The sequence below is a fragment of the Pseudoalteromonas sp. Isolate3 genome (assembly GCF_022398505.1).
GTDB classification, from domain to species: Bacteria; Pseudomonadota; Gammaproteobacteria; order Enterobacterales; family Alteromonadaceae; genus Pseudoalteromonas; species Pseudoalteromonas apostichopi.
In genome coordinates, this window is sequence record NZ_JAKEVN010000022.1 from 1 (window position 1) to 14462 (window position 14462).

Here is a 14462-nt window from a genome sequence, read left to right on the forward strand (position 1 = left end):
GTACTGGGCATCACGAATTATTTGATAATTATTAAATGAAATTAACTGAAGCTCACCATCAAGATCTAGATTTACAAGCTGATTTCGTTGGCTAATTAATAGCGCTTGATTATTCGGGTGCCAACTTAACCCTTGAATACCGTTTTCTATGATAGCAATAGTTTGTATTTTTTTACTGGCAAGGTCGAGTACATCAATACGGTATTTATTTTGCCCAGCCTCAATCCCCATCGCGACTTTACTACCATCTTTCGATAACGCATTAACGAGCAACCAATCTTGCTGTGTAGCAGCTAGTAACTGTGTCTTTTGTTTAGATTCTAAGTTAAGTGAAACGAGTCGAGTATCGTTGTTTAGTTTATCTTTTTCTATGTAATAGAGCAGCTTATCAACATGCCAATCGATGTGGTGACTGGTTAAAACGGTGTCATTAAAAACACTCACAGTCGCTTGTTCTAATGGCTGAAATTTAGATAAATCAATGCTTATAGTGTTTAGATGTTGTTTCTGCTCTGTACTTTTCACAAATGCAATCGCATTATCGGAGGTCGACCACCCCAAAGCGTAGTAGCTTGCAGCATCTTCAGTCAGCCTCACTTCTCGCTCAGTCGCAAGCTCTTTAATCCAAATCTGCTGACTTCCTTTATTACCTCGAACAAAAGCAAGGTACTTACCACTATGTGAAAGTGACAAATTAGCTTCATTTAGTTCACTCGAAGTGAGTGGCATCAACTGAGTAAAGTAAGCAGTATCTTGTTGTTTAGGCACTAGTTGCCACGCAATAGCAATAAAGCTAACTAGTAAAACAAACAGCAACAGAACATGTTGCGCTTTTAATTTTTTGCCTGGCCCCTGTGTTACTTTCTCAAGGCTATAACCGCGCTTAGGGTGTGTAATTATAAACTGTGGGTTCTTGGCATCTTCTTGGAGTGCTTTTCGTAGCAATGCTATACAACGCTGTACCGAACTGGGGTTATAGGTAGCATTAGGCCACACTTTTGCAAAGATTACTTCTTGGCTTACAACTTCACCTTTATTTAAATAAAGGGTATGTAATACATCCATGACCTTTGGCTCGACTATTTGCTTATAATCTTGCGATGAAATTAAACATCTACTCTCATCAATTGCAAACTTGCCGATTCGATAACGCGCCACTTACTTCTCCAATAAATATTTACGAATCAAAGATTAAGGTTTTCTTAAGAGAAACTCAAGGGTTACTCCATTGTCACTTTGCTCTGGCTATTGGATTGTTTTTGCTATCTCAAAATAGGTAATAAAAACAATGTATAAATATTTATCAACGCTCACTATTTTCATCAGTGCTTTTTTAATTTTTCAAATCCAACCGATGCTTTCAAAGCAACTGCTACCACAATTTGGTGGTGGTGCCTCTATCTGGTCAGCGAGTTTAGTGTTTTATCAAGTCATGTTACTTATTGGCTATTTCTATGCGCATAACATGGGTCGTTTTCATATTAAGTTGCAGGTAGTCATCCATATAGTTTTAGTCACCTTTGCCACACTCATTGTTGTGACAGAATTTGCAGCCCCAAATCTCACAAATTGGCCGCCTGCGCTTGCGGTGTTTGTTAATTTATTTATAGAAATTGGTCCAATATTTATTCTACTGAGCGCTACCAGCGTACTTTTACAGAGATGGTATGTGCAAACTGCTTCAGCACAGGTGCCTTACCATTGGTATTCCATCTCAAACTTGGGTTCTTTACTGGCGTTAATGAGCTACCCGCTCGTTTATGAATTACTATTTTCTTTAGAGCAGCAAACTACCTACTGGCTATTTGGACTTATCAGCTACTGCTTGTTATTAGCACTTCTAGTAATATTTTTACTAAAAAAAGCACCCGATTTATCAAGAGAGTCTATTCAGACTAGGCCTGTCACATTATTAAAAGGTAAAGGTCAATGGCTGTTATTAAGTGCCTTAAGCTCAGCCATGTTGGTATCTACCACGCATATGATCAGCACTAATATTCCCCCCATGCCATTACTTTGGTCGTTACCTCTTGTAATTTATTTGCTCACCTTTAGTTATACGTTTGCCAACAAAGCAAATTATCAGCGTCATGTTTGGGCATATGCGTTTATATTTTCGGCTTTTGCAGGTCTGCTGATGTTTTATTTTGGCAGCTTATTCAATGCCCTGGCCCAGCTTATAATTTACAGCATGATTCTATTAACCGCCGGTATGGTCTGTCATGGTGAGCTGAGAAACAAAGCCCCTGAAAACGAGCAATTTACCGTTTTTTATTTTTATATCGCCCTTGGCGGTGTGTTAGGTTCGCTTTTCAGTACGCTCATTGCCCCATTGCTATTTGTCCAGATTGACGAGTATTTACTTACATTAGCGGTTATTTTTAGTTTTGTGTGTTACTACCAAATAAAAGCTAAAACAAAGACAAAACAGCTCAAATTCACTCTCGCAACCAGCTCAGTTACTTGGTTAGCATGCTATTGTTTTTTAGCGGTAAACTTTAACCAATATAACGTTGCGACTAGCCGCAACTTTTATGGCTATTTAGCGGTTAAAGATATAAACACTCAATCAATAAAAGAAAGGCGCTTAATTGACGGCACCACGATTCATGGCTCAGAGCCACTAAATCCAAGCCAACAGTTTGGGCAAAGTTATTACCACCAGCATACTGGTGTCGCTAAATCACTTACCATACTAAAGCAACACAGCGCACTAAACATTGGCGTGATTGGTTTGGGTGCAGGCGTATTAGCTCGGTTTGCAGACCAACAGGATAGTATTCACTTTTTTGAGTTAAACCCTGCTGTATACGAGATGGCAAAACGTTATTTCTCATATCTTGAAAACAGTGAAGCCAAGCTCACAGTCAGCTTAGGGGATGGTCGTATTGCGCTAAAAAATAATGCAAACGAAGTATTTGATGTCTTAATAATTGATGCGTTTTCAAGTGATGTAATTCCTGCGCATTTGCTAACCCAAGAAGCAATGTCACTTTATTGGCAGAGGCTCAATGAAAATGGCGTATTGATTGTGCATATTTCAAATAATCATATCGACTTACTGCCTGTATTACAGGCACATAGCCAACACTTCAATAAGGCTATGTTAAAGTTTAGCTATCAAGGCCATACTCCATCAGACATAGGCTCAGACTGGGTGGTGCTAACTGATAATCAGGCTTTTTTAAATCGTGTATCTATCAGTGATTTGTCGCCCATTAAACGCTACCCACATAACGAGCTGGCAATGTGGACTGATAGCAAACACAGCCTACTTCCCTTATTAAAATTCTAACAGGCATAAAAAAAGCGCGATGATATTATCGCGCTTATTAACTGCGTTTACTTTATTTAAAGCTGCGCTTAAATCGAACCTTTGATTGGTCCATGTTCATGGCTAACATGTGGGTTTTGGCCACGTTGGCGCAATAAGTGATCCATTAAGGTAATCGCCATCATCGCCTCAGCGATAGGAATGGCACGAATACCTACACATGGGTCATGACGTCCTTTAGTGATCATCTCTACCGCTTCGTTACTAGTATTAATGCTGTTGCCCGGTATGGTGATGCTTGAAGTTGGCTTAAGGGCGATTGAGGCAATGATATCTTGCCCTGTCGAGATACCTGCAAGTACACCACCTGCGTGATTTGATGTAAAACCATCTGGGGTTAACTCATCACGGTGCTCAGAGCCTTTTTGCTCAACCACATCAAAGCCATCACCAATCTCAACGCCTTTTACCGCATTAATACTCATTAATGAGTGTGCAAGCTCTGCATCAAGGCGATCAAATACTGGCTCACCAAGACCTACAGGAACATTTTTAGCAACCACTTTAACTTTAGCGCCTACCGAATCGCCTTGTTTTTTTAGGTCACGCATGTATTCATCAAGCGCTTCTAGCTTGCTGGTGTCTGGAAAGAAAAATGCATTGTTTTCCACCTCATCCCAGTTATAGTCTTCGGCTTTGATTGGCCCTAGTTGGCTCAAACATGCTCGAATTTCAATACCATGAAACTGTTTTAAGTATTTTTTCGCAATTGCACCTGCCGCTACACGAATAGCCGTTTCACGGGCTGAGGAGCGACCACCACCTCGATAATCACGGATACCGTATTTATGCCAATAGGTATAATCGCCATGACCTGGGCGAAACACTTCAGCGATTTTGCCGTAGTCTTTTGAACGCTGATCGGTGTTTTCAATCAGTAAACCAATGCTAGTACCTGTGGTTTTACCTTCGAATACACCAGAAAGAATTTTTACTTCATCACTTTCGCGGCGCTGTGTTGTATAACGACTTTGCCCCGGCTTGCGACGGTCTAAATCAATTTGTAAATCGGCCTCGCTAATTTCAAGACCTGCTGGTGTGCCATCTACAACGCCGCCTAATGCAACGCCGTGGCTCTCACCAAAGGTGGACACTTTAAATAGTTGTCCGATGCTATTACCTGCCATTAACTTTCCTCATTCCTAATGACTACTGAGACCGAGCCCTCAGGCTCGGCTTTTAAAATTTGCTGTTAATCTGCGAAATACTTCACAAGCTGCTGTTTGCTGATTACAAACACGCCAAGGCCACCTTGTTCGAATTCAACCCACTCAAATGGTGCACCCGGGTACAGCGCTTCCATATGTACCATAGAGTTACCAACTTCGACAAATAACAAACCGTTATCAGTTAGATGCTCTGCGGCTTCCGCTAAAATGGTACGAGTCACATCAAGACCATCATGTCCCGATGCTAAACCAAGCTCTGGCTCGTGATGGAATTCACGTGGTAAATCAGCCATATCTTCAGCATCAACATAAGGTGGGTTAGCTACGATCAGATCGTACTTTTGACCCGGAACACCACTAAACACGTCTGACTGAATTGGCAGTACGCGGTCATTCAGCATGTAATCGCTAATATTAATATCAGCAACTTCTAGCGCCTCGTAAGAAATATCAACCGCATCAACCTGTGCATCTTCAAATGCTTGTGCAAGGGCAATGGCAATACATGCTGAGCCAGTGCATAAATCAAGAATGCGCGTTACCGACTCTGGCTCTTCTAACCAAGGAGCAAAACGATTATTAATTAGCTCTGCAAATGGTGAGCGAGGGATTAACACACGCTCATCAACATAAAACGGCATACCTGCAAACCACGCGATGTTGGTCAGGTATGGTACTGGCGTACAATCATTAATACGCTCTGCAATTAGTTCAGCTAAACGGCTTTTCTCGGTGCTGGTTAAACGCGCATGCATTAGCTCTTTAGGTGCATCGATTGGCAAGCTTAGTGCAGGTAATAAAAGGCTAACTGCTTCATCCCATGCGTTGTCTGTGCCGTGCCCAAAGAAAATACCACTGCTGGCGAATTGACTGGTTGTCCAACGTAACCAATCATGCAACGTTGAAAGTTCTGCAATTGCCTCGTCTAAAATTGCGTCTTCTATCTGGAAATGGTTCATGTATGTTCCTTAACTTTCAAAGTCTGTTCTGACGCGTATTGTACCGTCTTTTCAGTTGGTTTTTACTCGATTTTTAGCGTTTTTTTGTTTAGACTGCCGCCATGAAAAAAGATCCCCACGCCAACAATCACATTAGCACTGACGATATTGACTTATTTCGTCAGAGTATCAGTGGTGCCAAAGCATTTAAACAAGACACTATTCGATTCACCAATAAGCCTAAAGTGTCACAAGCGAAACAATTTTCCCAGCAAAAAAAGCAACATCAGGCAGAATTTTTCTTTTCTGATGAATATGTACCAGACATAGATACTCATGGAACCGTGAGTTATGTCAAACCTGGTCATGATAGCTATTTGGCAAAGCAACTTCGTCGTGGAGATTACCCACCTGATTTAACCCTTGATTTACATGGCTTAAATAAAGAATTAGCCAAAGATGAGCTGGCTGGTTTAATTCATGAGTGTAAAAAGCAGCATTACTATTGTGCCTGTGTCGTGCATGGCATTGGTGAACGCATACTCAAACACAAGGTGCCGCAATATTTAGTACAACACCCTGATGTGATTGCTATGCACCAAGCACCTCTTGAATTTGGCGGTAAAGGTGCTGTGCTTATTTTAATTAACCTTCCACAAAGTGATGAATTCAGACGCTAACGTCTTCTTGTCATAAGGCTTAATGTGCATATTTTTTCGATTATCTTTCCACTGATTTTTATCGTGTTAAGTGGTTATATCAGTTCTCGTAGCAGGTTTTTATCGAAAGAACATATAGCAGGGTTAAGTAAGTTCACTTTTTATATTAGCGTGCCAGCGTTTCTATTTTTAAATATGGCACAAGCCGATTTACAAAGTAGTGTTTCTGTTGCGGGCTTTTTAAGTTTTTACTTTCCTGTATTGGCTATTTACGCCCTTGGCTATGTTATTGACCGCTATTTCATTAAGAAACAATCTGCAGCATCACATCACGCAGTTTTTGCCCTTGGCAGTAGTTATTCAAATACAGTGCTGGTAGGTTTGCCAATTATTATTGCGGCACTTGGCGAGCAAATGGTCGGTATTGTGTTTATGATCATTACTTTTCATAGTGCACTTTTGTTTACCCTAACCTTTTTACTTAGTGCTAAATCGCAGCAGTCTTTTTCTTGGCGAGCATTTGCTAAAAACATGCTGCTGAACCCTGTGGTGTTAAGTATCAGTAGCGGCCTTGCTGTTAACTTACTTGGTTTTACACTTTTTGATGATTTAGCAAATGGCCTCACCCTACTTGCCAAACCTGCCATTGCCTGTGCGTTATTCGTATTAGGAGCAAACCTTGCGTTTTATAAGGTGTCAGACAACTTACAAGCATCACTCATCGCAACCATCATCAAGCTTGCCGTGTTACCGTGCGGAGTCTACTTTTTTGCCAACTACGTCTTTCATCTAGAACAATCGTTACTAAACGTGCTGGTACTTTTGAGCGCTTCTCCTTTAGGTGTAAACGCCTATCTAATCGCTAATCAAATTAAGCAACATCAAGCAACACTCGCAAGTGCTGTGGTGCTCTCAACGGTATTAAGTGTTGTAAGCTTTAGTGTTTGGTTAAGTATTTTACTTTAGTTTTATAAGCCACCTGATACATCTATAAAACTGCCCGTTGTGAATGATGCTTGCTCACTTGCCAAAAAGTAAATTGCTGAGGCGACCTCGTCAGCTTCACCACCTCGCCCTAGCGGTAACTTAGATTTTAACCTATTAACTCGGTTTGCTTCACCGCCATCGCGGTGCATATCGGTATAAATAAGGCCTGGCCTTACCGCGTTTACCCGAATAGCTTTACTGGCGACTTCTTTAGCAAGGCCGATCGTGAAAGTATCAAGCGCTCCTTTAGATGCAGCATAATCTAAATATTCATTTGGCGAGCCTGTGCGCGACGCACCTGATGAAACATTCACAATACTGCCTTTATTCATACGCTTAATTGCTTCTCGTGCACACAAAAATGCGCCTGTAACATTGCAACTTAAAATGGCGTTAATGCGCTTTGCATCCATCTCTAAAAGCGGCATTTGCGGCATCATCATTGCTGCATTGTTAACCAGTACATCTAAACGTGGTGCCCAAGTATCAAGCTTCGCAAACATTGCCTTCACTTGCTGCTCATCAGCAACATCGGCTTGTATAGTAAACGCTTTAACGCCCAGTTTTTCTATTTCTTTGGCAACTTGCAAAGCACTGTGCTGATCCGACTTAAAGTTGATACATACATCATAACCATGCTTGGCAAATAACTTTGCCGTTGCTGCGCCTATACCACGGCCGCCCCCGGTAATAAAAACCACAGGATTCGAACTCATTCTGATTCCTTGAAAACTAACTTAAACTGCTCACACACCAATGGCATATCAGGATGACATTGATAATCCGTACCTGCTAGCTCTCGCTGATAATAATCCCAATGCACACGCTGCCAGTATGCAAGACTTTTGTCGCCCTCGCCTTCTAATGCAGCGTAATCTGCACTTATTTGATTATATGGGATGATGGTCACTGAGACAGTTTCAATAATGCCTAAGGGCTGTCCGTGCCAATTGGTAAAAATGGCTAAATCACCGACCTCAGGAAGAGCCTCATTATTTGCTTCGAACCAATATAATGAAGGGGTTGTTGCTTGCTTTTCGCCACTTAAAACCAGCAATGCGCAGTCATTGGCATCTTGCTCATTATCGCAAAAATGCCAACTCGGTAGTTCAATAATTGCGCGTCCTGATTGCTCGTTAAATCGAGCAATCAAATGCGCTTTACGCCGTTCGTTACTTAACTGCTGCAACAACAGAAATCTCTACGAGCAGAACATCACGCGCCATTTTTGCCTCAACACAAGCGCGAGCTGGAGCATGCCCTTGAGGTACCCATGCATCCCAAACTGCATTCATCGCTGCAAAGTCTTCCATGCTTTTTAAATAGATGGTGGCGCTTAGCATATGCTCTTTGCTACTACCCGCTTCAGTAAGTAAAGCTTCTACCTTATCGAGCATAGTTTGAGTTTGTTCGGTGATATCTTTTTCAGCATCAGCACAAACTTGTCCGCATAGGTATACTGTGCCGTTATGCTTGACGATGCGGCTCATACGCGCACCGGTTTGTAAACGTTCGATTGTCATAGAAAGAACTTGAAAAATTAACAGTGGCGCTAATTTAGCAAATCCACTGTTAGATTTCGACGTTATTTGGCGAGTGAATACTGAGGTAGTGGCTGCGCTGTTTGTGTTCATCATATTCGATAACTGCAACCGCGCCTGTATTGAAAATAGGCATATGACCTGGACTTAACTGATCAACTAAATAGCTAACAATTGGCATATGGGCAACGATTAACCAGGTGTTGCATTGTGGATGCATAGCAATCAGAGTTTCCAAGTAATCAGCAGCAATTTGTGGAACACCATCAGGGGTAATATCGCTGCAAGTTTCATTAAATTTTAACGAAATATGTTGTGTAGCATCAGCAGCCGTTTGTTGTGCACGAATGTAAGGACTCACCAACAAGGCATCGGGTTTATGATAGGTTGCTAACCACTGCCCCATACGACTGGCTTCATAGTGACCGGTCTCGGTAAGTTGTCTTGCTGCATCATCTGCTTGCATTGGCGTAGCTTCGCCATGGCGCATGATTAAGATTGTTTTCATAAAAAATCAACCGATTAAAGAATATAAAACAGTAGCCAGTTTGCTTGATTGTCCGCTATATTAGAATATCATCACTAGATACATTAAACATCCGCTTATGATATTCAGGTAGATTTTCGTAGCTCTGTCTTTTTTAGCTTTCCTGAAAATATCATCTGTTGTTAGGACATTAACGCACTCTTTCAGGAGCATCTTTTGAATATCAGCCGCAATGATAACAGAACATATCAACCCCTAACACTGGACAATGGTCTAAAAGTACTTTTAGTGCAAGACTTAGAATCAACAAAATCAGCGGCTTCTATGGCTATCAACGCAGGCCATTTTGACGATCCTCTTGATAGACAAGGCCTTGCACATTTTTTGGAACATATGCTTTTTTTAGGCACAGACCTGTACCCGGAGTCGGGTGGTTTTTCTAATTTTGTATCACAATCTGGTGGCAACACTAACGCGTGGACAGGCACAGAGCACACATGCTACTTCTTTGATATTAAAAACCAACAGTTTGCTGAAGCATTAGCACAATTTAGCCGTTTCTTCATAGCACCGTTACTAAACCCTAAAGAAACAACTAAAGAGCGTAATGCCATAGATGCTGAGTTTAAGCTAAAAATAAAAGATGATGGCCGACGCATCTATCAGGCTCACAAAGAAACAGTCAATCCAGCCCACCCTTTTGCAAAGTTCTCGGTCGGTAACCAGCAAACCCTCGCTGATCGTGAAGGCTGCATAAGTGATGAGTTACGTGCTTTTTTCGATAGCCATTATCAAGCTCAGTGGATGACACTTGTGATATGTAGCAATGAAGATATTGCGACAATGACTGCTTGGGTAAAACAGTTTTTCAGCGAAATTAAAGGTCAACCAAAAAGCAAAGAGATCATAGAACAGCCACTTTACCGTAAACAAGACTTAGGTAAGGTGTTACACATTGAACCACATAAACATATGCAAAAGCTGATCATTAGCTTTGCAATGCCTAATATTGACGACTTTTATCGTCACAAAACCGTTAGTTTTATTGCTCACCTACTCGGTTACGAAGGCAAAGGATCACTGTACTCTATTTTAAAAGAGCAAGGCTGGATAAATGCCCTTTCTGCAGGTGGGGGCATTAACGGTAGTAACTTTAAAGACTTTAACATCAGCATGGCTTTAACTGATGAAGGTATTGAGTACTATGAAGATATCGTAGAGATGGTGTTTGAGTATATCTGTTTAATAAACCAAAACTGCGATAAATTGCCACGTCTTTATCAAGATAAAAAGAATCTCTTACAAATTGCCTTTGATAACCAAGAAAAAGCTCGCTTAATTGATTGGGTTAGTAATTTAAGCATAAATATGCAGCATTACGATGAAGCTAATTATGTACAAGGCGATTATTTAATGGACGGCTTTAACCGTTGCGCTCACGAAATTGCCATGCAATGGCTCACACCTGACAATATGCGCTTGGTCTTAATTCATCCAGGTGTAGAACCAGAGCACACCACAGCTTGGTACAACACCCCCTATAAAGTGGAAGATATCTCGACAAGTTGGTTAGAAGCACTCAGTGAAATTAACACGCCATTGCCACAGATGTGCTTACCAAGTGCTAATCCATACCTCACTAAAGATGTTGAACTACTGCCATTAGAGAAACCAACTAGATCGCCTGAATTGTTAGTCAAAAAAGAAGGCTTTGACTTTTGGTTTAAACAAGATGCTACTTTTCGAGTGGCTAAAGGGCATTTTTACTTAGCGATGGACTCAACCTTTGCCATTAAAGATGTTAAACATATGGCCCTCACTCGTTTGTTTGCAGACTTGTTTATGGACAGTGTTGCTGAGCAATTTTATCCGGCAGAACTGGCAGGCCTTAGTTATCACTTAACATCTCACCAAGGCGGCTTGACCTTGCATACCGCAGGTCTTTCATCGAGCCAGTTAGAGCTAGTTAACGAATTACTTGAAGCTCTATTTAATGTTGAGATATGTGCAAAACGCTTTGCTGAATATAAAAAACAACTAGTTAGACACTGGCGAAACAGCAATCAAAACAAGCCTGTTAGTGAATTATTTAGTATTTTGGGTGCGCAAGTTATGCCGTGGAACCCAGAGCCTAACGCGCTCGCACAGGCTTTAAAGGATACTAGCTTTCATCAATTCAATTGCTTTAGAAATGAGTTTTTTAAAGCTTTGCATGTTGAATGTTTTTTACATGGTAACTGGCAACGAAGTGATGCGCTTAAGTTTCAAAAGCAAATTACTGAACACTTGTCTGGTAGCACCACTATCATTGATTTAACGCGACCACTTAATAATATTACCGAAGTGGAGCAACAGCGCTTCACGTTAAATTGTAGTGATCATGCGATGGTACTTTACTATCAAGCTCAAACTGATAACACCACCGAAAAAGTGCAAATGATGGTACTTAATCACCTGATAAATCAAGACTACTTTAATGAATTAAGAACCAAGCAACAACTAGGCTATTTAGTCGGTGCTGGCTATGCACCTTTTAACACACGCGCTGGTATCGCTTTTTATGTTCAGTCACCTAAACATAGTGCTGATGAGATTCTTCAACGTCACCAACAATTTATTAATAATTATGTGTCGCAAATAAATAACATATCTGAGCAGCAGTGGCTCGACACCAAAGCAGGTCTTGTCACTCACATCGCTGAAAAAGATAAAAATTTACGCTTACGTTCGCAGCGTCTATGGCTAGCTATAGGCAATCGCGATACAGAGTTTAATATGCAACAGCAGCTTTTAGAGGCGCTTGATAAGTTAAGCCTAACCCAAATGCAGCAATATATTGCCGTAACGTTTAGTGACAACAGGCCAAGAATAGAACTTTTAAGCGAACCTAAGGACAAAAAACAGCCAAAAGCAACACTTTCTTCGCATTCTCTTTGACTCGAACGCGAGCTTAGATTAGATTAATTGTTGCGAATTACGGTAATGCATTAATGATAAAAATAATAAAAATGATTTCTGCTTTTTTAACAATAACTATGACTGGGATTTTTTCAGCATCCGCTAGTCCTATAGAGCTTGAACAGAGCACATTGCTGCTTATCCCAAGCGCTATTATGATGCTATTATTGCCGTACCTATTATTTGTCATTTTTAAATTAAAGCGCTCTCGAAAGCAACTGCGTATTTCAGAACATCGCTTAAAAAGTACCGTAGAAGGCAGTGGCGACACCCTCTGGGATTGGAATATTAAAACCGGAGAAGTGTTACGAATTAATGATAAATACACTTCAGATACTAATAATAGCAGCGGCTTCCCCCCTAACCGCGAACATATCCACCCTCACGATTTACAACACGTCGAAACAGCTCTTAAAAAACACTTTGCCGAACATACCGCCTTTTTTGAAGCGAGTTATCGCATTAAAGACACCCTAGGTCGTTGGCATTGGGTTCTAGATCGCGGCAAGATCATAGAAAAAGACGCAAACCTAAACCCTTTGCGAATGACAGGAACTGTGCGAGATATTTCTCAGCTCAAATCAACGGAAGCACGATTAAACCTATTTGCTAAATGCGTTGAGTCATTAACTGATGCTATCGCTATTTACGATAAAAACTTCAAGCTGGTTGACTTAAATCCAAGCTTCTTAACTTTGTTTGGTGGTAGCCGCGAACAATACTTAAAGAAAGAATTTACCCTAAATGGCTACGATCAAAGCTATGTAGATGAAATTAAAGCCACTGTAAAAGCGACAGAACACTGGCAGCAAGAGGTAAAACTTCGCAATGCGAAGAGGCAGCTGTTACCGATTGAAATTTCAATTGATGAGATTAAAAATGAGCACAATCAAATTTGCAACTATGTAGTTGTTTTTTCAGATCAAACTGAGCGTAAAAAAGCCGAATCACAATTACATAATTTATCGAACCGTGACCGCACAACGGGCTTACCAAACAGAAACTTGTTTTTCACAAACTTGAAGAAGCTCGCTAAACAAGATAATCATCACGCTTTATTAGTCTTCGACTTAGATAACTTCAAAAAGATAAACGACTCACTCGGTCATCAACTCGGTGATAGTTTGCTATCTAAGCTTGCGATGCGTTTGAATAAGTTAACCCGTGAAAAAGATGTGTTCTATCGCCTAGGGGGAGACGAATTTGCACTGGTAATGTCCGGAACTAACGATATTCATACCATTACTCGTATGGCTAAACTTTTTTTAGCGGCAATTGCCACACCGTTTAATATGGCTGGCCATGAACTTGTGATCACCTCAAGTGTGGGTATTGTGCTGTTTCCTGAGGATGGGAATACCCCAGAGTTATTGCTTAAAAATGCCGATACAGCCATGTATCACGCTAAGAAAAAAGGTAATAGCTACCTGTTTTTCAATGACACTATGAACCGTGAAGCAGTTAAACGCCTACAAATCGAAAACTTGATGCGCTACGGCCTAAAAGAAGATCACTTCGAAGTCTACTATCAACCGAAAATGAACATTCGCACAGGTAAGCTAGATGGTATGGAAGCACTGGTGCGTTTCATTACCCCAAAAAAAGGCGTGATCAGTCCAGGTGTGTTTATACCGATTGCTGAAGAAACTGGGCAAATTATCGAAATTGGTGAAGTTGTCTTAAACAAGGCATGCCGAGACGTAAAAGCATGGATTGATCAAGGCTTATTTAATGGTCGTGTCGCGGTGAATTTATCGGCTAAACAGTTTAGCTTGCCTGATTTAACCACCCGTATTGATGTAATATTACAAAAGAATGAACTGCCCTCTTACTTCCTTGAGCTTGAGATCACAGAAGGCACCGTAATGGATGATCCAAACGAAGCTATTGCCGTAATGCGTTCACTCAGCGCCCGTGGTATACACCTTGCAATGGATGACTTTGGTACGGGTTATTCATCATTAGCGTACCTAAAACAGTTTCCGCTTAATACCTTGAAAGTCGATAAAGCCTTTATTGACGATATGCAATCTGAACGAGGCCGCAATATGGTCGACTCTATTGTGACAATTGCTCATAACCTTGATTTACATGTGGTTGCAGAAGGTGTGGAACAAGCTGAACAAATAGCTATGTTAGAACAGTTAAAGTGTCAGACAATACAAGGCTACTATTATTCTAAGCCATTATCTCAGCCAGAATTTACCGCATTCTTGCAAAAGCAACTTGATAAGTCAGCGCCGAGTCTATTAAAAACCGTAAAAGCTTAAGGTCGCCAGCCACATGACTTGCGGCCAACATGGCGTACAAATGCGCGGCGATAGTGCACATTAAACAAACACCAAGCTACGGGCCCCAGCACACCACCTAACAGCATCCAACGTTTCAC

At 41.1% G+C, this 14462-nt stretch carries 13 protein-coding genes; 5 read left to right on the forward strand and 8 right to left on the reverse strand.

Translation table 11 applies throughout. From position 1 onward, the window contains the following. Window positions 1-1158, reverse strand: a 1158-nt coding sequence (locus L1D46_RS06905; protein ID WP_239977148.1) for a winged helix-turn-helix domain-containing protein, incomplete at its 3' end; no start/stop codon positions are given. Between the two features lie 130 nt (window positions 1159-1288). On the opposite strand from L1D46_RS06905, the gene L1D46_RS06910 reads away from it, so the two are divergent. Then, window positions 1289-3295 carry a fused MFS/spermidine synthase gene (locus L1D46_RS06910; RefSeq protein WP_239977149.1) on the forward strand — a complete coding sequence of 669 codons (2007 nt, stop codon included), beginning with the start codon at window positions 1289-1291 and terminating at the stop codon, window positions 3293-3295. A 68-nt stretch (window positions 3296-3363) separates the two neighbouring features. Here the strand turns inward: L1D46_RS06910 and aroC are convergent, their stop codons facing one another. Both aroC and prmB read right to left on the reverse strand, forming a co-directional pair. Then, a complete protein-coding gene (gene aroC, locus L1D46_RS06915; protein WP_130051999.1) occupies window positions 3364-4461 on the reverse strand; it encodes a chorismate synthase in 1098 nt (365 codons plus the stop codon). A 65-nt stretch (window positions 4462-4526) separates the two neighbouring features. Then, on the reverse strand, window positions 4527-5462 hold the full coding sequence (gene prmB / locus L1D46_RS06920) for a 50S ribosomal protein L3 N(5)-glutamine methyltransferase (protein ID WP_130052000.1): 936 nt from the start codon (window positions 5460-5462) through the stop codon (window positions 4527-4529). 101 nt (window positions 5463-5563) lie between these two features. On the opposite strand from prmB, the gene smrB reads away from it, so the two are divergent. Together smrB and L1D46_RS06930 are read left to right on the forward strand one after the other, a co-directional pair. Then, entirely contained in the window at window positions 5564-6121 is a 558-nt protein-coding gene (gene smrB, locus L1D46_RS06925) for an endonuclease SmrB (RefSeq protein WP_130052001.1), read from the forward strand. 24 nt (window positions 6122-6145) lie between these two features. Then, window positions 6146-7066, forward strand: a complete 921-nt coding sequence (locus L1D46_RS06930) for an AEC family transporter (protein ID WP_130052002.1) — start codon at window positions 6146-6148, stop codon at window positions 7064-7066. Between the two features lie 2 nt (window positions 7067-7068). On the opposite strand, the gene L1D46_RS06935 is transcribed toward L1D46_RS06930, so the two are convergent. Genes L1D46_RS06935 through sixA form a run of 4 tightly spaced genes read right to left on the reverse strand, consistent with a single transcriptional unit; the run spans window position 7069 to window position 9136 of the window. Then, window positions 7069-7803, reverse strand: a complete 735-nt coding sequence (locus L1D46_RS06935; protein ID WP_239977150.1) for an SDR family oxidoreductase — start codon at window positions 7801-7803, stop codon at window positions 7069-7071. Further along, complete coding sequence (locus L1D46_RS06940) at window positions 7800-8276, reverse strand: ASCH domain-containing protein (protein ID WP_239977151.1); 477 nt, start codon at window positions 8274-8276, stop codon at window positions 7800-7802. The genes L1D46_RS06935 and L1D46_RS06940 overlap by 4 nt, the downstream gene beginning before the upstream one ends. After that, window positions 8260-8610: a RidA family protein gene (locus L1D46_RS06945; protein ID WP_130052005.1), complete on the reverse strand. Its 351-nt coding sequence runs from the start codon at window positions 8608-8610 to the stop codon at window positions 8260-8262. The genes L1D46_RS06940 and L1D46_RS06945 overlap by 17 nt, the downstream gene beginning before the upstream one ends. Before the next feature lie 49 nt (window positions 8611-8659). Then, window positions 8660-9136, reverse strand: coding sequence for a phosphohistidine phosphatase SixA (gene sixA, locus L1D46_RS06950; protein ID WP_130052006.1), 477 nt, complete (start codon window positions 9134-9136; stop codon window positions 8660-8662). Window positions 9137-9331: 195 nt separating this feature from the next. On the opposite strand from sixA, the gene L1D46_RS06955 reads away from it, so the two are divergent. After that, window positions 9332-12052 carry an insulinase family protein gene (locus L1D46_RS06955; protein WP_167657964.1) on the forward strand — a complete coding sequence of 907 codons (2721 nt, stop codon included), beginning with the start codon at window positions 9332-9334 and terminating at the stop codon, window positions 12050-12052. Window positions 12053-12150: 98 nt separating this feature from the next. Beyond that, entirely contained in the window at window positions 12151-14343 is a 2193-nt protein-coding gene (locus tag L1D46_RS06960; protein ID WP_250661801.1) for an EAL domain-containing protein, read from the forward strand. Here the strand turns inward: L1D46_RS06960 and L1D46_RS20900 are convergent. Then, window positions 14340-14462 (reverse strand): hypothetical protein, encoded by a 123-nt coding sequence (locus L1D46_RS20900; protein WP_256854814.1) that lies wholly within the window; start codon window positions 14460-14462, stop codon window positions 14340-14342. The genes L1D46_RS06960 and L1D46_RS20900 overlap by 4 nt on opposite strands.

Excerpts from the sequence above, each read along its gene's own strand:
- L1D46_RS06910 (WP_239977149.1), top strand. The coding sequence starts at position 1,289 with ATGTATAAATATTTATCAACGCTCACTATTTTCATCAGTGCTTTTTTA.
- aroC (WP_130051999.1), bottom strand. The coding sequence starts at position 4,461 with ATGGCAGGTAATAGCATCGGACAACTATTTAAAGTGTCCACCTTTGGT.
- prmB (WP_130052000.1), bottom strand. The coding sequence starts at position 5,462 with ATGAACCATTTCCAGATAGAAGACGCAATTTTAGACGAGGCAATTGCA.
- smrB (WP_130052001.1), top strand. The coding sequence starts at position 5,564 with ATGAAAAAAGATCCCCACGCCAACAATCACATTAGCACTGACGATATT.
- L1D46_RS06935 (WP_239977150.1), bottom strand. The coding sequence starts at position 7,803 with ATGAGTTCGAATCCTGTGGTTTTTATTACCGGGGGCGGCCGTGGTATA.
- L1D46_RS06945 (WP_130052005.1), bottom strand. The coding sequence starts at position 8,610 with ATGACAATCGAACGTTTACAAACCGGTGCGCGTATGAGCCGCATCGTC.
- sixA (WP_130052006.1), bottom strand. The coding sequence starts at position 9,136 with ATGAAAACAATCTTAATCATGCGCCATGGCGAAGCTACGCCAATGCAA.
- L1D46_RS06960 (WP_250661801.1), top strand. The coding sequence starts at position 12,151 with ATGACTGGGATTTTTTCAGCATCCGCTAGTCCTATAGAGCTTGAACAG.